The sequence below is a fragment of the Treponema sp. C6A8 genome (assembly GCF_000619925.1).
Lineage (GTDB): Bacteria > Spirochaetota > Spirochaetia > Treponematales > Treponemataceae > Treponema_D.
Map to the genome: position 1 here is coordinate 80,179 of NZ_JHVB01000008.1, position 20,136 is coordinate 100,314.

Sequence of the window (20,136 nt, forward strand, 5' to 3'; positions counted from 1 at the left end):
AAATGTCAAGTTATTTTATCCAGCCGCAGAAAGCAGCCTGAACGGTAAAGGATTTTGAAAGCTGGTCCGAAGAAGCATTCGGAAATCTGGCTGAAAATTCAGCAGTTTCACGGCGGTTTGAGCCGAGTTTTTCGTTACAGCAGGTACAGTCACTGCAAACTGCGATATTTTCATCAGGGACGCCGGCTTTCTTCAATACAGCAAGATTAGCCTTTTCAAGAGACAGACGATAAAGTTTTCCGCTTCCGCTATTCCAGTTGACAGCAAGACCACGGCCGCCTGCAGAACAGCTTCCGCCCTCTTCCAGCTTTTCTACACAATCAGGAGAAAAATTTTCTGCAAAATAATCAGCGCGTTCCTGATTTACGATATAGCAGCACTTTCTGATATGAGGCCCAAGCACGACCGAAAAATTTTCTGCCCGGACGCCATAATTTTTTTCTGCAAGGTTAATTGCTTCACCAATAATTCCGGTTCCCTTCCAGCCCGAATGAACGACTCCAAAAAGACCGCTTTCAGACTCGTAAAGATATACAGGCATGCAGTCAGCTACAGTAACCACAGGAAGATATTCCTTAAGGCAGGTAATCATTCCGTCTCCCTGCCTGCCGTCTGCTTCATTTCCTTCCTTTATATCATAAACAATTTTGGAATGAATTAATTCTACGGGCAGAGCCTTAAGTCCATTCTGCTCACAAAGAGCTTTCAGAAATTTATCGCGATTTTCATTAGTTTCATTCCATCTGAACCGCATACTGCCGGCAGCTTTGATGCTCATTCCGCACAAGGGAGAATCAGAAAGAAGTTTATCATTCTTAAAAAAAGGAAAGGTGACGTAGTTTTTTTCTGTAATTTCAAGAGGAAATCTTGTCATACACTTATCTAAAGACCAAGCTCAATAGGCTCAACTTCGGAAATATAGTAAACGCATTTTGTAAGGTCAACATAAACTTTTTCAAGCTTATCACGCCATTCGCGGTTACCGCGGCCCTTAATCTGGGTGTAGTTCTGCAAAACTTCAAGAGCCCGCTTTGAATCCGGAGAAAAAAGTTTTGAAAGGAATTTCACAAGAATTGCCGTTCCAGCCGTAAAATCTTTTACAACAGAACGGATTTCAGTTTCAATTTTACCGATTGCAGTCTTAATCTGATTCTGCATCTGAACGCTGCTAACCGGGAATCTTGCCCATTCAGTAAATTTGAGTCCGTAATCACCATTAGGGGAAAGAGAAGCCAAAAGATCAGCCATCTTCTGATTAGCCTGCTGGAAGAGATTAAATCCTGAAGTATATTCTGTTCTGCTCTGAGTACCGTTAAAAATTCCTTCCAGTACAATATCATTCAGATAACCAAGCATATTGTGGTACATTTCATGATTAAACCAGGACATAAAACCGCCTGTAAGTTCACAGTTAAACTGAACTTTTGACCACAAGGCTGTCCAAGGCTGATATTTCAATTCCGGGAATTTTATAAGCTGGAAATCATCATGCAATGTTGCCGCGATTAAACTCTTTTTACGTTCCTTAATCCAGTCTTTCCAGCGGATTTCGATAATTTCACGCCACTGTGCGCGGAATTTAGGGAACCAGGCTTCAGCGCCTGCGATATTACCGGGCTGCCAGTCATAATCCTGATTAATGATTTTTCCAATCTTAAGGACAGGAACACTGCTGATAAACATCTGAATTGCAGCAAGTTTTGAGTTGGCGCCGGCCATAAATTCCTTTACAGAACGCTCCAATTCCTGACTATGAGGATTAGCTGAAAATTCATTTTTATGCATATACATAAAAAGCGCTTCAAGAATCTCACTTGTAACAGGATAAATGTTTGAAAATATTGCAGCAAAAATATCATAATCAACAGCCGCATTTCGATATGGACAGCTGTAAGAAAAACCTACAATATTTGTAAACTGAGCAGTAAAATGAAGAAAAGGAAGAACAGAAAACTGCTTGAGCCAGGAAAGAGCCTGAACGGCAGAATAAAGATTTGCCTTTGAAGTAGCGTCGAGATTTGAAAAAATATTATCCAGATTCTTTAAGAGCCGGTCTTTTTCCATAGGTGACGGTTCAATATCATAAGGAAGAGTAAAAGGATCGGCTTCACTGTTAATTTTATCAGAAATTTCTGGAGCAACGAATGAACTTAAAAAAACGTAAAATTCACCGGGATCATTATCAATTGGCGCAAAAAAAGGCTTGAAAAAGTCTGCGGCCAGCTTAAGATCCTTAAGTCGTTCATAAAAAATATTGTCAAGATAATAAAGACGGCTGTTTATAAGGCCAGGATGTTCCCTATTAACATTTTTTGCCATTGTCATAAGGACAGAGTCGTTATAAACACGTTCTGAAGTCTTTCCAGTAAAGATTGCTTTAATTTTTATCAGGATTTTATGGATGAGCGGGAGCGTCTGAAATTTCAGATGCAGGGTCATGTTTTTTTCAGTTGTTTCGTCTTCAGTTTCGACAAGCTGAACACTTGCCAGCCCTTCACCATTGATACGGCGGAGCATTTCATTTCTATCTTGAGCGCTGAGACCTGTTACAAGTCTGTCAAAAGCTGTTCGATTATTTTCTGAAGGCATAATTTTTTTATAGCCACTACGGGAGTCGAACCCGTCTCTCCGCCTTGAGAGGGCGGCGAACTAAACCGATATTCGAAGCGGCCAAATTTCGATTTGAAAAAAAAAGGCTGACTTTCACAAGCCAGCCTTAGTTCCCCAAGGAGGATTCGAACCCCCACAGTCAGAACCAGAATCTGAAGTGCTACCATTACACAATCGGGGAATAAGTGTTTATAATATATAGAAGTTGAAGAAAAAGGTCAATAGAAGAAGCGTTGAATTTTAGAAAAAAGTGAAAATTTTTATTAAAAAAAAAGACCCGGTCAGAAGTGTGACCGGTTTTATAGTTTCTATTTAGAAGCCTTCTTTGCTGTTTTTTTAGGTGTTACAGCTTTTGAAGTAGGCTTTTTAGCAGCTTTTGGAGCTTTTGGAACTGTAGTATCAACTACAGAGTTATCATCATTTGCCATTTCTGAGCGAACGTATTTATCTGCTTTCCAGTCATTAATCCATGTACTGCCGTCAAGACAATAACGGAACTGATACTCTTTATTTGTATCGAGCTGAAGTTTTACAGAGAAAGATCCGTCAGGACTCTTCTTCATTGGTTTTGCAGTTGGGTTCCAGCTGTTGAATTCGCCAACAAGGTATACTTTTTCTGAACCTGCTGCAGCAGTAGGATTTACAGTAAAAACAACCGTACAAGTTTTTCCATCGCTGGAAAAAGTTTTCTTTAAAGACATTTAAAATCCCCCTAAGATTTTTTTATATTTTTATTCTATATTCAATGTCTACAAAATGCAACAACTGATTCACGGGCGCAAAGCATGATGCAAAAGCTCAAGTTGTCTTTGAAAATATTATTTACTTCCAACAAGACACATCAGCCGCGCAAGCGCGTCTGGTGTTACAAGGAAAATATTAACGTCCGTCGGACTGCGCTATTGCGCAGATCCGACTAAGCACATCCATTCGGCTTCGGCGCAGAGATTTTCCCCTACGTAGAGTTTACCGGCCTGTTTAATCATTTTTGGACTGTTGCGGAGGAAGGTAATTTCCATTCTTGCCTTATCTCCAGGACGAACCTGATTGCGGAACTTTACTTTATCCAAAGTAGCAAAGAAGAAAAGTCCGTCTGCAGGAACAATGTTCAGATAGCGGAGAGCTGCTCCACCAGCCTGAGCCATAGTTTCACACAAGATTACACCTGGAACTACAGGATATTCGGGGAAGTGGCCCTTAAAAAAGAATTCGTTTTCTGTAAATGTATGTTCGCAAACACAACCTTTTTCATCAGCGCTTACAATTTCATCAACGAAAAGGAAAGGTTCGCGGTGTGGAAGCAAAGATTTGATATCATTTGTTAAAGACATAGTTTTTCTCCTGTTTTAAACGCTGGTCACTGCCAGCGTATTTCAATTTGTTTTATCTTATCCTAAAGACTGTTTAAAAACAACATGAAATATTCGCGCAACATTTTCCACTTTTTGTGCTACTATAAGGCAGGAGCAGAAAATGACGGTTTTCTTTGATTTGGACAGAACTTTGATGAATTTTGAAATTGGCGAGGACTTGGGAATTAAAACCGTCTTCGAAACTTACAAAAACGAAATCAAAATGGACTATCAGGAATTCCGTTCCACATGGAAAGAGGTTGCCCAAAAGATTTTTGACGAATATTCAGCAGGGCTTCACACTTTTGACGAACAGCGCCGCCTCAGGGTAAAAGTGATATTCGAGCTGAACGGCAGGCTTCTTACTGACGCGGAAATTGAAGAACGCTTCCATCTTTACTGGTCAAACTACGAAAAAGGAGTCTGCCTCTTCCCCGATGCCCTAGACCTTCTTGAAAAACTAAAGGAAAATAAAATTCCAATCGGGCTTATTTCCAACGGAGATACTTCCAACCAGCGCTGGAAGCTCGACAAGGAAAACCTGACACAGTATTTTGACCCGATTATCATTTCAGGCGAAGTCGGAGTAAGCAAGCCTGAGCTGCGGATTTTTGAGATTGCCTTGAACAAAGCCAGCGCACAAAAGGAATCTTCCTGGTATATCGGGGACAGCCCCGTTCACGACATTGAGCCGGCTTTGAAGCTGGGCTTAAACGTTATCTACCTGAACCGAAAGCTGGAAGGCGGCAGAATTATCCGCCATCAGGAAAAGCCTGCTTATTTTGAAGTGGCATCTTTGGATTTAGTCTGGGACTGCCTTAAGCTTTAACCTGCAATCTCCCTGATTTTCTTCCAGTCCAGGCATCTTTTGTAATTCTGATTTGGAAATTCGCAATCCTGATTCCAGGGACGGTCAAAAACCAGCACCTTTAATTCCGGCAGATGATTAAAGAACTTGAAGGCGCTGGGAGAATCTTCCACGGCGTAATCAAAATGCATTTTATAATAATCTTCAAGTTCAAGAGTAAAGGTACTTCCCTTCAAAAAAGTATCCCGACCGTATTTATTGAGGCAGAATAATTCAACTCGTTCAAGTCCATGCTGATTAAGCCACTGGCGGGACGCATCAAAGGCGCTGAAAGGCCGGCCCGTTATGATTTTTACATCGTGCCCCTTATCAAGCCAGCTGTTAATCGTTTCAATTGCGCCCGGAGTTTCATCATAAGACAAAAGAACTTGAGGAGTGTGACCTTTCATCATCATTTCATCGTACTGCTCGTCGGTCAAAGAAAATGATTTTTGCAAATTAAAATACTTTATCTGCTCATAGGGAATATTCAGACCAAAAAGTTCGTCAGCAAGTTTAGAAAAATATCTGGCAGTTTCACAAAGGCAGTCATCAAAATCAACATAAATATTCATTTTAAACTCCACTTTATTTGACTGCAGATTTTATTTCTGAAAGCGGAAAAGGCTTATGAGGCTCTTCTTCCATATTACCAATCTCTTTTACATACCAGAAAATGCCACGCCATGCTCCCAGTTTGAAACCGGCATTTTCAAAGTGCCCCACTTCCTTAAATCCAAGCCTTTTATGAAGGGCAATGCTTGCTTCATTTGAATCAACCAGGACACCATAAATATAGCGATAGCCCTGCTCAGCAAGAATTCGGGAAAATTCATTATAAAGGGCAGTAGCGATTCCGGCACGTTTTGGGGCATCCGGCGCAACCATAATTGTCCATTCAACGTTCCACTGGTAAGCGTCGTGAGGCCGCAGAGGAGAACCGCAGGTATAGCCAAGGATTTTTCCGTCAGAGTCTTCAGCAATCAAAAAGGGATATTTTTCAAGAGTATGAATGATTTTCTGCCTATAGGCTTCAACATCAGGATTTTCAACCGTAAAGGTTACATAATCAAGGGGAACATAAGCCCCGTAAATATCGTGAACTGCCTGAGCATCCTTTTCACTTGCCATACGGATTTTGATATTCATCATAAGCCTCGTTTATTCAAATTTATCTGCTTTGTCTGCATAAATTCTCGCCACAATAATAGCAGATAAATTTGAAAAACAATAGGAAAAATAACCTCTCAGGCAAAATATAACTATACTTTTTCAGCAGGCTTGTTCCAGGTGATTCTAAAACCGGCGCTCTTCATCTGTCTTGAAGCAAAATTCAATTCCTTGTTGGTACACTTTCCTGCGCGGGCCGCATCAAAGAAGCTTCCTCCGCGAAGGTATCGGCTTGTATCCGGGCGAACGCTCCATACCCATTCAAAAACATTGCCCGACATATCATAAATTCCGTATCCGTTTGGCTTTAACTGGGCAACTTCGTGAACTTTGCCGCCGCTGTTGCAGTCTGTCCAGGCAACTGAATCAAGATCTTCACTTCCAGAATAGGTATAATTTTCTCCACCCTTGATTGCAATGTCCCACTCTTCCATTGTAGGAATTCTAAATCCGTCTGCATTGGCGTCAAATTCAATTTCTGCTTCAATTATCGTTCCCTGATGAGGAAGATAGCCCCAGTCTGCCGGATTTGTGCAGCCATTAACCTTGTAGCAGGGAGTCTTTCCCAAAAGCGCGCTCAGTTTATTGCAGAAAACAAGGCTGTCGTACCAGCTGACAGATTCAACAGGAAGCTTTGCGCCCTTTGCCTGCGAAGGATTTTCCCCGGTAACAGCCTGGTAAAATTCCTGGGTAACTTCAGTTTTTGCAATGCAGAAATTATTGTCAGGAACTGAAACAGCGCCAAGTTCTACCCCGCTTTCAAGCCTGATAGTCTGACCTTTTCCCGAACAGGAGATTAAAGTACCCATAATTCCCACCACCATAAGTGCGGCTTTTACAAATCCAACCAATTTCATAATTTTTCCTCCAGTGATTTTTTTATATTTAAAATTTACCACGAACTATCTATTCTTCAACGGATGAATATGCCTTTGTTTATGTCGATTTTGATATTTCAGCTAATAAAAGTGGCTAATTTAGAAAAAGCAGAGTATATTATTGATATGAATGAATACAAGCATGAGAATATCCTTCACAAGCGCCATTTTGCCCTGCAGTTTTCAATCCGCTTTGAAGTCGTAGATGACGTAAATTTTTATTCACCTTTCCACTGGCATAATCACATTGAGCTGCTTTATATCCTTGAAGGAAAGATTGATTTCAAAATCGAAGAGAGAAAATATCTTCTGTCTGAAGGAGATATGATAATCGTAAATTCCGAAATGATTCATTCATCAAAACTCTGCGGCCATGCAAAATACATTCTTCTGCAGGTTCCCTTAAGCGCTTTTGACGGCGTCTACGAAGAAATCAACAATGCCGTCTTCAAGGAAAAGCTTTCTTCTTCTGAAGCCCAGGAACTTTCTGCCTGGCTTGAAAAAATGCTTAAATATGTTGATGACAGAAAACAGGAAAACCGGGTTAAATTCATTTCGCTTTTCTATGATTTTTTCTATCAACTGCTGACTTCCTATCAAATCGAAAGCAATAAGACGGCTTCGATTTCATATTACGGCATAAACAGGATTTCACCGGTGATGGCCTATGTTGAAAAGGAATTCCGAAAGAAAATCTCGCTGAAGGAAGTTTCCCAAATTCTCAATGTTTCGCCGGAGCACATGTGCCGCCTTTTCAAAAAATATACCGACATGACCTTCAACGAATATTTAATGTCGCTGAGGATATCTGCCTTTTATCAGATGCTGCAGAATACGAACCAGAAGATTTCTGTAATTCTGGAAGAATGCGGAATCACAAATTACAAGGTTTTTATCAGGGAATTTAAGAAGACATTTGGAAAAACTCCCGAAATATTAAGAAAGGAAAGGGCTTTGCAATAAGGCTTAAAAAAAAATCTCACAGAGACCACGGAGAACACAGAGTTCTTTCTATAAATATATTCTCTGTGAACTCTGTGCGCTCTGTGAGATAAGTTATCGCAGTTAACGATTATTTTACCTTACGAACGATAATAGCACCGTTGTGGCCGCCAAAACCAAATGTGGCAGACATAGCAGCGTCGATGTTCATTTCAATTCCCTTGTTTGGAACGTAATCGAGGTCGCAGCCGCCTTCTACGTCAACGTTGTCAAGGTTCTTTGTACAAGGAACAAAGCTGTCCTGGATTGCCTTAACGCAAACCATAGCTTCGATGGCACCAGTTGCACCAAGACAGTGACCGTGCATAGATTTTGTAGAAGAAATCTTAAGCTTGCGGGCATTTTCTTCGCCAAAGGCAATCTTAATCATATTTGTTTCGCTTGAATCGTTCTTCATTGTAGAAGTTCCGTGAGCGTTGTAGTACTGAATCTCGCTTGGATCCATTCCGGCATCCTTGAGGGCGCGGGTCATACATTTTGAACCGCAGATTCCATCAGGATTTGGAGCTGTAAGGTGGTAACCGTCGCAGCTTGCACCGTAACCGGCGATTTCTGCATAAATCTTAGCACCGCGGGCCTTAGCGTGCTCATACTCTTCAAGAACCAGAATAGCTGAACCTTCACCCATTACAAATCCGTTGCGGTCTTTATCAAAAGGACGGCTTGCTTTTGTAGGATCATCATCAAAACCAGTAGAAAGAGCGTGCAAAACTTCAAAGCCTACAACACCGAACTGACAGATTGTGCTTTCTGCACCACCGCTCAAACAGCAGTCAAGGCGGCCAGAGCGAACCATATCAAAAGCGGCACCAAGAGCGTCAGTTCCAGAAGAACATGCAGTTGCAATTGATTCAACAGGACCATGGCAGCCAAACTGAATAGCAATGTTTCCACCAACTTCGTTTGGAATAAGCTTTGGAATAGCCATAGGATTTGTCTTTACGCCGCCCATTCTTGACATACCAAGAACGTCAGCTTCTGTTTCTTCAAGACCGCCGATTCCAACACCAAGAATAATTCCTGTTTCGTCAAGAACAGCTTCATTTCCCATAAGACCAGAATCTTCAAGGGCCATTTTAGCAGCAGCAACGCCAAGCTGTGTAAAGCGGGCCATTTTGCGGGCATCCTTTGAATCCATATACTGAGCAGGGTCAAAGTTTTTTACTTCTGCCGCATAGTGAACCTTGTTTACCGATGCATCAAAAAGTGTGATCGGGCCGATTCCGCTTTTTCCGGCTTTAATTCCAGCCCAAGTTTCGTCTACTGAGTTTCCGAGCGGAGTAATCGCTCCCATTCCTGTAATTACAACACGTCTTTTTTCCATATTAGTATCCTTATCTATTATTTATGCTCCAAGCCCGCCGTCAACACCGAGGACTTGTCCTGTAATATATGTACTCATATCGCTTGCCAGGAAGAGGGCCGCATTTGCGATGTCTTCTGTCTGGCCGGCACGTTTGAGAGGAACAGCGTCTATCATTGATTTTTTCAAATCTTCTTTTAGAACGGCAGTCATGTCTGTTTCAATAAAGCCCGGTGCAATGCAGTTTACACGGATTCCGCGGCTGCCGACTTCTTTTGCAAGAGACTTACTGTAAGCAATAAGTCCGCCTTTAGAAGCAGCGTAGTTTACCTGACCGCCCTGACCGTGAACGCCTACAATAGAGCTCATATTGATGATTGAACCGCCGCGTTTTGCCTTGAGCATTGCGTTAGAAACAATCTGTGTGATTACAAAGGCACCTGTAAGGTTTACGTTCAAAACGTTTGTCCAGTCTTCCATCTTCATGCGGAAAGAAAGTCCGTCACGGGTAATTCCGGCGTTGTTTACAAGTACGTCAAAGCTGCCGGCTTCTGTCACAGCGGCTGTTACAACTTCTGTAAGCTGAGTAGCGTCCCCTACATTTGCACAGATTTCGTGGAACTTAGTTCCCTTAGACTGAGCAAGTGCTTCAAGTTCTTCTTTAGCAGCACTTGGCTTAGAGCAAAGGCCCCAAACTTCTGCACCGTTTTCAAGGAAAACTTCTACAATCTTGCGTCCGATTCCGCGGCTAGAGCCGGTAACCAGTGCTTTTTTTCCGTTTAATAAAGACATATTTTCTTCCTTCTAATTAAGCGTTCAATGCGTCCAATGTTTCTACTGAGTTTACCGGTGCGCAGCTGTATTTTTCTGCGTAGTCTGTTTTTGCCCAGAGGCCGGCAAGAACTTTACCAACCCCAGGTTCAATCAAAGTCCATTCGTTATCTTTGTCTGCTTCCATCATGTCAAAAAGAACTTTTTCTTCGTCTGTCCAGCGAACAGGGTTTGTAAGGTGAAGAACAGCATTCTTTTTGATTTCTGCACCGTCTGTAGCTTCTTTACCTGTAACATTGCTGAAAAGTTTTTTAGATGGAGAGTTGAATGTAACGTCTGCAATTGCCTTTTCAAAATTATCAGCAGCTTCCTGCATAAGAGGGCTGTGGAAAGGTCCTGCAACCTGAAGGCGGAGGGCACGGCGTGCACCAGCTTCTTTTGCAGCAGCTTCAACAGCTGTAAGGGCATCAAATGTACCGCTTACTACAGTCTGAACTGAAGAGTTGAGGTTTGCTGCATATGCATCTGGGATTTTTTTAGCAATTTCAGCAACCTGTTCCTGAGAAAGTCCGATAACGGCTGTCATTCCAGGTGCGTGGCCTTCGTTTGCCTTTGCAATATTTTCACAAGTAGCCTGCATGATAAGACCGCGCTGGCGGACAACTTTAATTACGTCTTCAAAGCTGAGTACGCCTGCGGCATACAAAGCCGGGAATTCGCCAAGGCTGAAACCCATAGCGGCAGATGCTTCAATTCCTTTTGATTTAAGAACTTCCATAACAGCAAGGGAAGCTGTTGTAATTGCAAGCTGAGAGTTATCGCTGCGGCTGAGTTCAGCCTGATCAGATTCCCAGAGGAGTTTTGGCATATCTACGCCTGTAATTTTTGTAACTTCATCTACAACTTTACGAGCCTCAGGGTAAGCATCGCAAAGATCCTTAATCATACCAGGAACCTGAGCGCCCTGACCTGGAAACAAAAATGCATATTTCTTCATATATATCCCCCATAATGTACAAGGTAAAATGACATTTTTTATCTTTTTGTCATTATGAGAAGAATAGACAAATTTGCAAGAAGTGTCAAGTTGCTAAGTAGTTAACCTATTCCAGGTAGCCGCCGAATACCCAGCCTGTTGTTTTATTCTCTGATCTGTAGCCTTCGAGAAAGGCACCGTCATTTACCATCTGAACGCGTACCCAGTTACAGTAATGACCGTCAATCCAGACTGATTTTCCTTCTTCAAGAACTTTTACAAGAGTTCCTGGAGCCAGAGTATAAAGCTTTTCAGAAGATGTGTCAGGTTTTTCCCGCATTTTTAAAGGGCAAACAGGATTCAAATACTGACCAAACTTCTTTATAACATCGTTTCCGCCAGGTTCACCCTCAACGACAGAATGCTTTGAATAGACATAAGGATTATCCGGGTCCTGAGTATAAACATCACTTTCATTACAAATAACCTTATTTTCATCGGACTGTAAAACATAGGCCCAAAGGCTGTCTTTTGTAAAAAACCAATATTTAGTACCGGTCGGGCCACCGTCCGTATCCAGAACCTCAAAATCACACCAGAAATTAAGCTTTGCTTTATCGCCAGACACTTCAAGACTGGAGATTTTTGTTGAAGAAAAACCGCCACCCATTCCGCCGTTAAAACGAGTTTCAATAATAAATGGAACAGGATTATCCATATTCAAAGGATATTCAATCTTTAAGACACCGTCAGTTTCTATATCCAGCTTATAAAAATTATTTTTAGAATCAATAATACCGGCATAGTTCATATGATAGCCGCCATGTAAACCGGCTTCTTCATAGGTCGCCCAGTTATTAAGATATTCATTAATTGAATCCATAGAAGGACCATAATCTCCGTCTTTATAGCGGGTATTGAGTGCCCTCTGATAAAAAAGAGTCAAAGTTCCGCCATTACCGTCGCTGACAGAAACTACATCATCCATATCAGTAATATCAATTCCGCGGACAAGACAGGAAATGCTTTCGCCGGACTCTTCATCATTATACTCGGCCTTATAAACAGGATATAAAATACATTGTGAAATTCCATATCCGCCAATTTCCTTAAGAAGAAGCTTTTTTCCGGCAGGAATTTCTACCATTTCAGATTTTACTTCATCAGAATCCGACTTATGCAAAACCTGGCAGTCAATAATTGCAAGGGCTTCCTGTTCATTATTTTCATCAGGATAAGGGTTCAGGTGTAAGTAATCAGGCAAAGCAGCATTGTACCAGGTCTGATAAGGATCATTCCATGTCCAGTCGTTATGCTCACCTATATAAAATGTTTCATCATATTCAGGAAAGAAAGGAGCTTCTTCAACCCTTTTTTGAAGAGCAGAGTTTTTATCGTTTGTAAAATCACGGATTGCACAGACATAGGCACGACTTTCCGTACTCAAAGTCATCTGATCAGAAAAATCACGCGCATATTGATATGACGCCATTGGAGTATCTCCATGACCTCTGAACCAGTAGCTTGATGACCAGAAAACCGATTTTTCACTACCTACAAAAGAGTCGCCGTTACATAATAAATAAGCTTTATATGTTTCGTTTGTGTAATCATCATACCATTCATTCAGCTTTTTAAGTTCTGTAACAGACGGAAGATACCAGCCCTGTTCATAGATTGTTCCATCAAATCTTCCGCCAAGCAGTTTTGGATATTCTTTTGCAAAATAAAATGGAGCGTAGTATTCCCTGGAAGCTGTATCATCCATGCCGATATGATTTATCATATAATTTGAGATTTTTTCAAGCTGATTGCTGCCATCCCTTCCCATTACACTGTCAAGCATTGCAGTATTTGCGTCTGATACGAGCTCAGTAACAATCTCTTCTTTACTGTGCTTAAGCCCTACGCCTAAAATACGCTGACTTTCGTCATCAGAACATTCATTTCCAACATAAAAAATAACAGCAACGACATTCAGTCTCTGTAATACATCAAGTTCAAGATCCTTGCGCCAAGCAATTGCAGAACCATCCAGAAATACAATATCTCCGACTTTGTTAGGCTTGAGTTTTTCGCCAAGAAGCCCCATTTCTTTTGCTTTGGCAGCTTCAGCTTCCGCCGCGGCTTTTTCTTCGTCAATCTTAATCTCTTCCTCAGATTTTGCCGAAGATGCCGCTTCATTTACTACTGCTTCCGAAGATTTTCCCTTACAGGAAGCAAAAGCAAATGCAAGAACTAAAACCGATGCAAATAAAACAGATGATGAATAATTTTTTTTATGAGTAAGGATGTTCATACATACACTTTACTCAATTTCAAGAACAGCCGCAACCTCAGGACGCTTCCATCTTACAGCCAGATCATAAGCTGTATCGCCGGAAATATTTGTAATCTTTTTATCAAGTCCGTATGAAATCAAAAGCTTAACAGTTTCTTCATCACTTGTTTTTGCCGCATAGTGAAGGATTGTATTGCCCTGAATATCACACAAGGTTCCTGCATATTTTGCGATGGTATTCAAGAGTTTTGTATCTTTTGTTTCAAGGGCAATTGTCACACCGTTTCTTCCCTTCTTATCAATCATAAGGAAAGGATCTGCGCCGTTCTGAAGAAGAAGAGTTGCAGTATTGTAATATTTATGCTCGATTGCATAGTTCAAAGCTGTATAACCGTCAGAATCCTTTGTATCAATTGGATAACCGTAATCAATCAAAGTCTGCAGAAGGGCTACAGATTTTTTAGACTTTACAACAATGTGAATAGGAGAATTTCCGTCACTGTCTGTAATTGTGTAGCTGTTTCCAAGCACATCACGGATTAAAGCCGGATTTGTATTCATCACGATAGAGAATGGAGTATTATCCTTTTTATCGCGGGCAAGAGGATTTCCGCCTACATTACGGATTAAAGTGATAATTTCCTTATCTCCAAGGATTGCTGCTTCATGGAATGCATTCTGTCCATTAACCTGCTGAAGGTTAGGATTTGCATTGTGAATAAGAAGAAGCTTTACCATATCCTTATTGTTAATTCTGATTGCATCAATAAGCGGAGTTACACCGTTTGAATCACCTACGTTCGCATTTGCTCCGGCTTCAAGAAGCTTGCGGGCAATTGCATATTTTCCAGAAACAACTGCTTCAGAAAGTGGAGTTTTTCCAGAAGAGTTCTGGGCATTTACGTTAGCGCCAAGAAGGACAAGCTTATCAATTGAATCCGGCGCATCCCAGCGGACTGCAACGTGAACAGCTGTGCTTCCAAGATTGTCGCGGTCAAAAATATCGCCGCCGCAGTCAAAGACAGTCTGAACTACAGCAGGATTATTTGTTCTGGCAGCATTAAAGAGACAAGGTTCTCCGTTACTGTTTTTAGCAGAAATATCAGCGCCCTTTCCAGTCAAAGATTTGATTGCATCTGTAAACTGCCATTCTGCAGCATAGTGAAGGACAGTGTTTCCGCTTCCGTCAGTTGCCTTAATTGTTTTAGAAGTAATCAGCCAGGTTTGAATTGCAGGATAGCGCAAGGCAAGTCTGAGCGGAGAGTTATTGTTTGTATTTGTAGAGAAAATATCAGCATTCTTTGCAAGAAGAAGTTCTCCTACCTTCTGGCGGTTTTTAATTACAGCAAGGAAGAGGGCTGAATTACCGTCGCGGTTACGAAGATTTACATTATCTGTAAGACTGATGATATACTGAACTTTTGAAAGAGGCGCGTCATTAATCAAGGCAATATGAAGCGGTGTATTTCCGTCAGAATCCTGAGTCATTGCATTTTTTTCAGACACAACAGCTTCAAGCATTTCCTGAGAACCTGCAAGAGCAAGTACCAGCGGAGTTTTTCCTTTTGCATCCATTGTGTGGATATTTGCTCCGTTTTCAGTAAGAAGGCGTGCTGTTCCAACCTGATCTTTCTGAACTGCAATATGAAGAGGAGTTACACCTTCCTTATTGCGGACATTTACGTCAGCGCCGTTATTAGTAAGGATGGCGTCAGTTTCTACATCAGAATTAACCATAATTGCATTGTGCAGAACTGTATCGCCATACATATCCTTTTCATTCAAATCTGCGCGATAGCTGATTAAAAGATTATAGATTTCCTGAGTTTTCTCCTTTGGAGTAATCATCATAATAGGAGTTTTTCCCAGGTTGTCTTTTGAATTTACATTTGCGCCCGAATCCAGAAGGGCCTTGATAATTTCAATATTTCCATAGCGAACAGCTTCATGAAGGGCAGTAGAACCGGAACTGTCCTGAGCAGTATTGTCAGCGTCATTTACAAGAAGGTATTTTTCAATTGCAATATGATTTTGAATAGCCGCAATATGAAGAGGAGTCTGTCCGTCATCAAAACGTTCGTTCAAGTTGCGGTCAGAAACAGCACTTTCAAAATAAGCGTATTCCTCATTGTTTGTTTCAGCTCCGCCCAAAATAAGGTCAGCGGCACAGGTTACAGAATCATCATCTGTAAGATTCATATAAGCAAGTTCAAGAGGAGTTTTTCCGTTGGCATTTTTCTGGTCAATAGGAAGATTAAGGGCAGTTGCCACCTCAATTGCCTTAACGTTTTTAGCAAGTACAAAATGATGAACAATAGTATTATCTTCACCGTCTTTTGCAGCGCCAGTCTTTTCATTAATCATAATTCCGTAATATGAAGGACTGGTTTTAAGACCAAGATTGAGTGCTGTTTCAGAGTTACCGTCACGGGCAAAAATACAATCCTGATTCTGATTTACAATTATTTCAGCGCTTTCTACACTGCCGCTTTTAATTGCAAGGCTGAGCGGTGTATCACCATTGTAATTTTTAAGTTCAGGATCAGCGCCCTTTATCAAAAGATACAAAGTCAAATCTGCTTCGTTGGCAGCAGCAGCAAGATGAAGAACTGTATTTCCTTCCTCATCTACTCCATTAATATCATCAGCAAACTGAAAGCGTGATTTTACTTCATCGTATTTATTTTGTTTGAGAAGATTAAAAATTGAATCCTTTTCCTGCTTTGGGGCCACCTGACTTGTTGTACAAGCCGCAAAGCCAAAACACAAAATTGATACTGCAAATAAAATCTTTTTAGTCATAGATTTTTCCCCTTCTATATCTTCTTTATCGGATTTTCAGAAGAGGAGTTTAGTTTTTAATTGTCAAAAGACACTTTCTTCTATATTATAAAGCAATGGACATGATTATTCTTTTCTTAACCGGTATCTGTATTGGTATGGCAAACGTAATTCCAGGTGTTTCTGGCGGAACTTTAGCCGTAGTTTTCAATATTTACGACCGTTTTATCAACGCAATTACTTACAACGTAAAAAAACTTTGGGCAAATAAGCGTTTTGTTGGCCCGCTTTTGAGCGGAATGGCTCTGGGAGTTCTTCTTTTCAGTAAACTGATTACTGTTTTATACGAAAACTTCCCTGTTCAGACAAACTTCTTCTTTACAGGATTGATTATCGGAAGCCTTCCAATGATTTTTTCAAGCACCTTCAAACAGAGCGAAGAAAACAAGCTTTCACTTGGAAAAACAATCGGAATTATCATCTGTGCCGCCGCCGGCCTTGCAGCGCTTTTGTACTTCTCTTATCTGGAAGGAACTGTAGACGGAGTTACTCCTGACATGTCTTCTGCCCTCCCGGAACTTACCTTCAAGCTTGCAATGAGAATCTTTATTGCAGGATATATCGGGGCAATTGCAATGGTAATTCCTGGCATTTCAGGTTCTCTTTTGATGCTGATTTTGGGAGTTTACACAATCGTTATGAAGAGCATCCCGGCCCTCTTTGTTCCAAGCGAATTCTTCCACGCCCTCTTCCTGCTGTTGCCAAACGGAATCGGAGTTTTACTCGGACTTATCTGTGGCGCTAAACTTGTAGCATGGCTTTTGAAAAAGGCTCCAAACCACACTTACGGTGTAATCTTTGGACTTCTTTTGGGATCAGCTGTAAACCTTTTCCCCGGCTTTGGTGGAATTGAAAATGCAGGACAGGCTGTAGCATGCGTACTCTGCGTAATTTTGGGAGCCTGTATGGCTTACTTCAGCGGTAAGCTTTCTCCCGAAGGAAAATAATTAATCTTATTTATGTGCCTGCTGAAAATCTAAGATTTTTCGGAAGGCACTGCCCTCTTTGGCAAGTTCTTTAGACCCGCGCGTAATTTTACACAAAGACATTCCGAATTTCTTTGCAATTTCGCGCTGGGTAGTTCCCTTATCCAGTTCCTTTACCAAAAGCCAGCGGTTAGCAAAATCCTTCAGCTCCGGCGGAGTAAAAAGGCATTTAAAAAATTCATAAATAAACTGCTCGTCCTCTGCCTGTTTAAGAATGTGGCAGAGCTCTTTTACTGTCTGATCAATTACTTCATCAGTATTTTCTTTCTCAACTTCGTTACTATTCACAAGTACATTATACTATGGAAGATGTAAGGGTTCAATAAAAACTTAAAACAGATTTGTAAGTAAAATTGACGCGAGGGAGTGGAGCGTGGGGCAAAAACACTCTGATTGTTGTGACCGCGAGAGCGGTCAAGTATATGGTTTCTTTGCAACAATCAGCGTGTAGCGCGATATCGCGCGGTTTTGGCTCATGCTCCACGACCGGAAGTCAATTTTACCGCACGAAACTGCATATATTTGTATTAAGACCTAGTCTTCCATAGCCTTGTATTTAGCAAAGTCTGCAAGCATTTCAGGATCTTTTTTAGTATCAAAAAGACTTACTACAACTGTTGCTACCAGACATACAACAAAAGCAGGAACGATTTCATACAAATCAAAGATTCCGCCTCTCATATAATGCCAGAATACGTCAGTTACACCGCCAAGAATAAGACCGCAGATTGCACCGCGGGCTGTAGTTCCCTTCCAGTAGAGAGCCAGCAGAACCAGAGGTCCAAAGGTTCCACCAAATCCTGACCAGGCAAAAGATACAAGACCAAAAATAGAAGAATTAGGATTCATTGAAAGGAAAAGAGCTATCAAAGCAATAATGAATACAGTAAAGCGGCTGATATTCAAAACGTCTTTTTCATCAGCATCCTTCTTTACAAGACCCTTGTAAATATCCTGGCTAACGGCACTTGAAGCTGCAAGAAGCTGAGAGTCAGCAGTAGACATAGAAGCTGCAAGAATTGCGCAGAGGAAGATTCCGGCAATGAATGCAGGATACATATTCTGCATTGTCATACTGAATACAGTTTCTGCATCACCAAAAGTTGAAACACCTTCAATTGTAGCCCAGGATTCAGCGCCAAGGATTGTTCCGTGGTTCAAAAGATATGCAGTTCCCAAAGTACCGATAAGGAAAGTTCCCACATAAGAAATAATCATCCATACAGTACCAATGCGGCGGGCTTTTTTTACTTCTGCATTTGAACGGATTCCCATAAAACGAACGATGATATGTGGCATACCAAAGTATCCCAGGCCCCATGCAAGAGCAGAAATAATTGATTTCAAAGAGAAAGAAGCATTTGCTGCAAACGCAGTGCGTAATTTATCGCCAAAAGTTCCTGCAAGAGCTGCAGCGTCAAAGTTCTGAACAGCCTGATAAGCAGAAGCCGGGCCACCCAAAGCAATTACAGCAATAACTGAAGAAACAACAAAAGCAACAAAAATCAAAGTTCCCTGAATAAAGTCAGTTGTACAAACGGCTGTATAACCACCTGTAATTGTGTAACAAAGAATTACTACAAGACCGATTGCAAGACCTGCGTGATAAGGAATACCAAATACAGAATTAAAGAGTTTTGCGCATGCAACAAAACCAGAAGCTGTATAAATAGTAAAGAAAAGAACAATGAAGAAAACTGATACAATAGAAAGAATGTGAGTTCTATCCTTAAAACGGTTAGAAAGGAATTCCGGAATTGTAATTGAATCACCAAATGAAATAGAACACTTGCGCAAAGGTTTTGCAACAAAAAGCCAGTTCAGATAAGTACCGACAATCAGACCAAGCGCAGTCCAGAATGTTTCTTTAACACCACCAAGATAGCAGAGTCCTGGCAAACCCATCAAAAGCCATGCAGAAGAGTCAGATGCCTCTGCACTCAAAGCTGTTACCCAAGGTCCAACCTTTCTTCCGCCCAAAAAGAAGTCAGAAGAACTTGAGTTTCTGTTTGCATAGCGCAAACCGATGTAAATCATCAAACCCAGGTAAATGATAAATGCAAGATTTTTTGCAATAAATTGAGGAGTCATAATCACACCTTTTATTAATATAATTTGTATGATTATACAAAATTAACGTATAAAAATGCAATAAAATGCTTTCTCATTTTTTTTCTTCCATTTATCTGCATTTCTTATTATATTAATAGAAGATTTTTATATTCGAGGTTTTTATAATGAGCGAATGTAGCCACGACTGCAATTCCTGCAGTGAAAAATGCGAAAAACGTGACTTTCACGTAAATCTTCATAAGGGAAGCAGCGTCAAAAAAGTAATTGGTATTGTAAGCGGTAAAGGCGGAGTTGGAAAATCTCTGGTAACAAGCCTTCTTGCAAGCCGCGTAAATAAAGACGGATTTAAGACAGCAATTCTTGATGCTGATATCACAGGTCCTTCTATTCCTGAAAGCTTTGGTCTTGGTGACAAGCGCGCAGAAGCCGTAGAAGGTGAAGACGCACTCCACCCGGTTGTTACAGACTCTGGAATTCAGCTTATGAGCATGAACTTCCTTCTTGCAAATGAAACTGATCCTGTTATCTGGCGCGGTCCTGTAATTGCAGGCGCCGTAAAGCAGTTCTGGACAGACGTTATCTGGAAGGACGTAGATTTTATGTTCGTAGATATGCCGCCGGGAACTGGCGATGTTCCTCTTACAGTTTTCCAGTCTCTTCCTGTAGACGGCATTATCGTAGTTTCTTCTCCACAGCAGCTGGTTCGCGTAATCGTAGAAAAAGCTGTAAACATGGCAAACATGATGAAGGTCCCTATTCTGGGACTTGTAGAAAACATGAGCTATGTAAAATGCCCTGACTGCGGAAAAGAAATTACAGTATTTGGAAAATCAAATATTGATAAGATCGCTCAGGAATTCAATCTTCCTGTTCTTGCCCGCCTTCCAATGGAAGAAAAAGTTTCGCAGGCAGTAGATGCAGGCGATATTGAAAGCCTGGTTAGTCCGGAACTTTCGGACGCCGCTGCTAAAGTTGAAAGCTTGTTGAAATAAAAAGCTATTAAAGCAATAAAAAAGGCTGATTTACTTTTGTAAATCAGCCTTTTT

The 20,136-nt window shown here is 41.1% G+C and carries 18 protein-coding genes and 2 tRNA genes; 4 read left to right on the plus strand and 16 right to left on the minus strand.

From position 1 onward, the window contains the following. Window positions 1-10: 10 nt before the first annotated feature. The 6 genes from T530_RS13935 to fabZ all read right to left on the minus strand — a co-directional run bounded on the left by T530_RS13935 (window position 11) and on the right by fabZ (window position 3,941). A complete protein-coding gene (locus T530_RS13935) occupies window positions 11-874 on the minus strand; it encodes a polyphenol oxidase family protein (protein ID WP_038074151.1) in 864 nt (287 codons plus the stop codon). Window positions 875-882: 8 nt separating this feature from the next. Beyond that, window positions 883-2,589, minus strand: coding sequence for a DUF5312 domain-containing protein (locus tag T530_RS14990; protein WP_027728576.1), 1,707 nt, complete (start codon window positions 2,587-2,589; stop codon window positions 883-885). Between the two features lie 10 nt (window positions 2,590-2,599). Next, window positions 2,600-2,672, minus strand: a tRNA-Glu gene (locus T530_RS0108105). 48 nt (window positions 2,673-2,720) lie between these two features. After that, window positions 2,721-2,791: transfer RNA gene (locus T530_RS0108110), tRNA-Gln, on the minus strand. Between the two features lie 127 nt (window positions 2,792-2,918). Next, the gene (locus T530_RS0108115) at window positions 2,919-3,311 is read right to left on the minus strand and encodes an isoamylase early set domain-containing protein (RefSeq protein ID WP_027728577.1); all 393 of its coding nucleotides are present in this window, start codon (window positions 3,309-3,311) and stop codon (window positions 2,919-2,921) included. 198 nt (window positions 3,312-3,509) lie between these two features. Then, window positions 3,510-3,941 (minus strand): 3-hydroxyacyl-ACP dehydratase FabZ, encoded by a 432-nt coding sequence (fabZ, locus tag T530_RS0108120; protein WP_027728578.1) that lies wholly within the window; start codon window positions 3,939-3,941, stop codon window positions 3,510-3,512. Window positions 3,942-4,083: 142 nt separating this feature from the next. On the opposite strand from fabZ, the gene T530_RS0108125 reads away from it, so the two are divergent. Further along, complete coding sequence (locus T530_RS0108125) at window positions 4,084-4,791, plus strand: HAD family hydrolase (protein WP_027728579.1); 708 nt, start codon at window positions 4,084-4,086, stop codon at window positions 4,789-4,791. Here the strand turns inward: T530_RS0108125 and T530_RS0108130 are convergent. The 3 genes from T530_RS0108130 to T530_RS14790 all read right to left on the minus strand — a co-directional run bounded on the left by T530_RS0108130 (window position 4,788) and on the right by T530_RS14790 (window position 6,836). Beyond that, window positions 4,788-5,384 (minus strand): 2-dehydropantoate 2-reductase, encoded by a 597-nt coding sequence (locus T530_RS0108130; protein WP_027728580.1) that lies wholly within the window; start codon window positions 5,382-5,384, stop codon window positions 4,788-4,790. The two genes, T530_RS0108125 and T530_RS0108130, sit on opposite strands and share 4 nt — an antisense overlap. 13 nt (window positions 5,385-5,397) lie before the next feature. Next, the gene (locus tag T530_RS0108135) at window positions 5,398-5,961 is read right to left on the minus strand and encodes a GNAT family N-acetyltransferase (RefSeq protein WP_027728581.1); all 564 of its coding nucleotides are present in this window, start codon (window positions 5,959-5,961) and stop codon (window positions 5,398-5,400) included. Window positions 5,962-6,071: 110 nt separating this feature from the next. Further along, window positions 6,072-6,836, minus strand: coding sequence for an SUMF1/EgtB/PvdO family nonheme iron enzyme (locus T530_RS14790; RefSeq protein ID WP_051537901.1), 765 nt, complete (start codon window positions 6,834-6,836; stop codon window positions 6,072-6,074). 147 nt (window positions 6,837-6,983) lie between these two features. Between T530_RS14790 and T530_RS0108145 the strand changes: the two genes are divergently transcribed. After that, window positions 6,984-7,820 carry an AraC family transcriptional regulator gene (locus tag T530_RS0108145; protein ID WP_027728582.1) on the plus strand — a complete coding sequence of 279 codons (837 nt, stop codon included), beginning with the start codon at window positions 6,984-6,986 and terminating at the stop codon, window positions 7,818-7,820. Window positions 7,821-7,929: 109 nt separating this feature from the next. Here the strand turns inward: T530_RS0108145 and fabF are convergent, their stop codons facing one another. From fabF to T530_RS0108170, 5 genes are all read right to left on the minus strand, one after another. After that, window positions 7,930-9,183, minus strand: a complete 1,254-nt coding sequence (gene fabF, locus T530_RS0108150; RefSeq protein WP_027728583.1) for a beta-ketoacyl-ACP synthase II — start codon at window positions 9,181-9,183, stop codon at window positions 7,930-7,932. A 21-nt stretch (window positions 9,184-9,204) separates the two neighbouring features. After that, complete coding sequence (fabG, locus tag T530_RS0108155) at window positions 9,205-9,954, minus strand: 3-oxoacyl-[acyl-carrier-protein] reductase (RefSeq protein ID WP_027728584.1); 750 nt, start codon at window positions 9,952-9,954, stop codon at window positions 9,205-9,207. Window positions 9,955-9,970: 16 nt separating this feature from the next. After that, window positions 9,971-10,930: an ACP S-malonyltransferase gene (locus T530_RS0108160; RefSeq protein WP_027728585.1), complete on the minus strand. Its 960-nt coding sequence runs from the start codon at window positions 10,928-10,930 to the stop codon at window positions 9,971-9,973. A gap of 106 nt (window positions 10,931-11,036) precedes the next feature. Further along, complete coding sequence (locus T530_RS0108165; RefSeq protein ID WP_027728586.1) at window positions 11,037-13,208, minus strand: SH3 domain-containing protein; 2,172 nt, start codon at window positions 13,206-13,208, stop codon at window positions 11,037-11,039. Window positions 13,209-13,217: 9 nt separating this feature from the next. Continuing rightward, window positions 13,218-15,992, minus strand: a complete 2,775-nt coding sequence (locus tag T530_RS0108170) for an ankyrin repeat domain-containing protein (RefSeq protein ID WP_027728587.1) — start codon at window positions 15,990-15,992, stop codon at window positions 13,218-13,220. Window positions 15,993-16,087: 95 nt separating this feature from the next. Between T530_RS0108170 and T530_RS13945 the strand changes: the two genes are divergently transcribed. Further along, on the plus strand, window positions 16,088-16,978 hold the full coding sequence (locus T530_RS13945) for a DUF368 domain-containing protein (RefSeq protein WP_038074161.1): 891 nt from the start codon (window positions 16,088-16,090) through the stop codon (window positions 16,976-16,978). Between the two features lie 6 nt (window positions 16,979-16,984). On the opposite strand, the gene T530_RS0108180 is transcribed toward T530_RS13945, so the two are convergent. Beyond that, window positions 16,985-17,305 (minus strand): Trp family transcriptional regulator, encoded by a 321-nt coding sequence (locus tag T530_RS0108180; protein WP_027728588.1) that lies wholly within the window; start codon window positions 17,303-17,305, stop codon window positions 16,985-16,987. A gap of 246 nt (window positions 17,306-17,551) precedes the next feature. After that, window positions 17,552-19,108 carry a sodium/proline symporter PutP gene (gene putP, locus T530_RS0108185; protein WP_027728589.1) on the minus strand — a complete coding sequence of 519 codons (1,557 nt, stop codon included), beginning with the start codon at window positions 19,106-19,108 and terminating at the stop codon, window positions 17,552-17,554. A 146-nt stretch (window positions 19,109-19,254) separates the two neighbouring features. Between putP and T530_RS0108190 the strand changes: the two genes are divergently transcribed. Beyond that, window positions 19,255-20,082: an Mrp/NBP35 family ATP-binding protein gene (locus T530_RS0108190; RefSeq protein ID WP_027728590.1), complete on the plus strand. Its 828-nt coding sequence runs from the start codon at window positions 19,255-19,257 to the stop codon at window positions 20,080-20,082. Window positions 20,083-20,136: the final 54 nt, after the last annotated feature.

Excerpts from the sequence above, each read along its gene's own strand:
- T530_RS13945 (WP_038074161.1), top strand. The coding sequence starts at position 16,088 with ATGGACATGATTATTCTTTTCTTAACCGGTATCTGTATTGGTATGGCA.
- T530_RS0108160 (WP_027728585.1), bottom strand. The coding sequence starts at position 10,930 with ATGAAGAAATATGCATTTTTGTTTCCAGGTCAGGGCGCTCAGGTTCCT.
- T530_RS13935 (WP_038074151.1), bottom strand. The coding sequence starts at position 874 with ATGACAAGATTTCCTCTTGAAATTACAGAAAAAAACTACGTCACCTTT.
- T530_RS0108165 (WP_027728586.1), bottom strand. The coding sequence starts at position 13,208 with ATGAACATCCTTACTCATAAAAAAAATTATTCATCATCTGTTTTATTT.
- T530_RS14990 (WP_027728576.1), bottom strand. The coding sequence starts at position 2,589 with ATGCCTTCAGAAAATAATCGAACAGCTTTTGACAGACTTGTAACAGGT.
- T530_RS0108170 (WP_027728587.1), bottom strand. The coding sequence starts at position 15,992 with ATGACTAAAAAGATTTTATTTGCAGTATCAATTTTGTGTTTTGGCTTT.
- T530_RS0108130 (WP_027728580.1), bottom strand. The coding sequence starts at position 5,384 with ATGAATATTTATGTTGATTTTGATGACTGCCTTTGTGAAACTGCCAGA.
- T530_RS0108115 (WP_027728577.1), bottom strand. The coding sequence starts at position 3,311 with ATGTCTTTAAAGAAAACTTTTTCCAGCGATGGAAAAACTTGTACGGTT.
- fabG (WP_027728584.1), bottom strand. The coding sequence starts at position 9,954 with ATGTCTTTATTAAACGGAAAAAAAGCACTGGTTACCGGCTCTAGCCGC.
- T530_RS0108190 (WP_027728590.1), top strand. The coding sequence starts at position 19,255 with ATGAGCGAATGTAGCCACGACTGCAATTCCTGCAGTGAAAAATGCGAA.
- T530_RS0108125 (WP_027728579.1), top strand. The coding sequence starts at position 4,084 with ATGACGGTTTTCTTTGATTTGGACAGAACTTTGATGAATTTTGAAATT.
- T530_RS0108145 (WP_027728582.1), top strand. The coding sequence starts at position 6,984 with ATGAATGAATACAAGCATGAGAATATCCTTCACAAGCGCCATTTTGCC.
- fabZ (WP_027728578.1), bottom strand. The coding sequence starts at position 3,941 with ATGTCTTTAACAAATGATATCAAATCTTTGCTTCCACACCGCGAACCT.
- T530_RS14790 (WP_051537901.1), bottom strand. The coding sequence starts at position 6,836 with ATGAAATTGGTTGGATTTGTAAAAGCCGCACTTATGGTGGTGGGAATT.
- T530_RS0108135 (WP_027728581.1), bottom strand. The coding sequence starts at position 5,961 with ATGATGAATATCAAAATCCGTATGGCAAGTGAAAAGGATGCTCAGGCA.
- putP (WP_027728589.1), bottom strand. The coding sequence starts at position 19,108 with ATGACTCCTCAATTTATTGCAAAAAATCTTGCATTTATCATTTACCTG.
- fabF (WP_027728583.1), bottom strand. The coding sequence starts at position 9,183 with ATGGAAAAAAGACGTGTTGTAATTACAGGAATGGGAGCGATTACTCCG.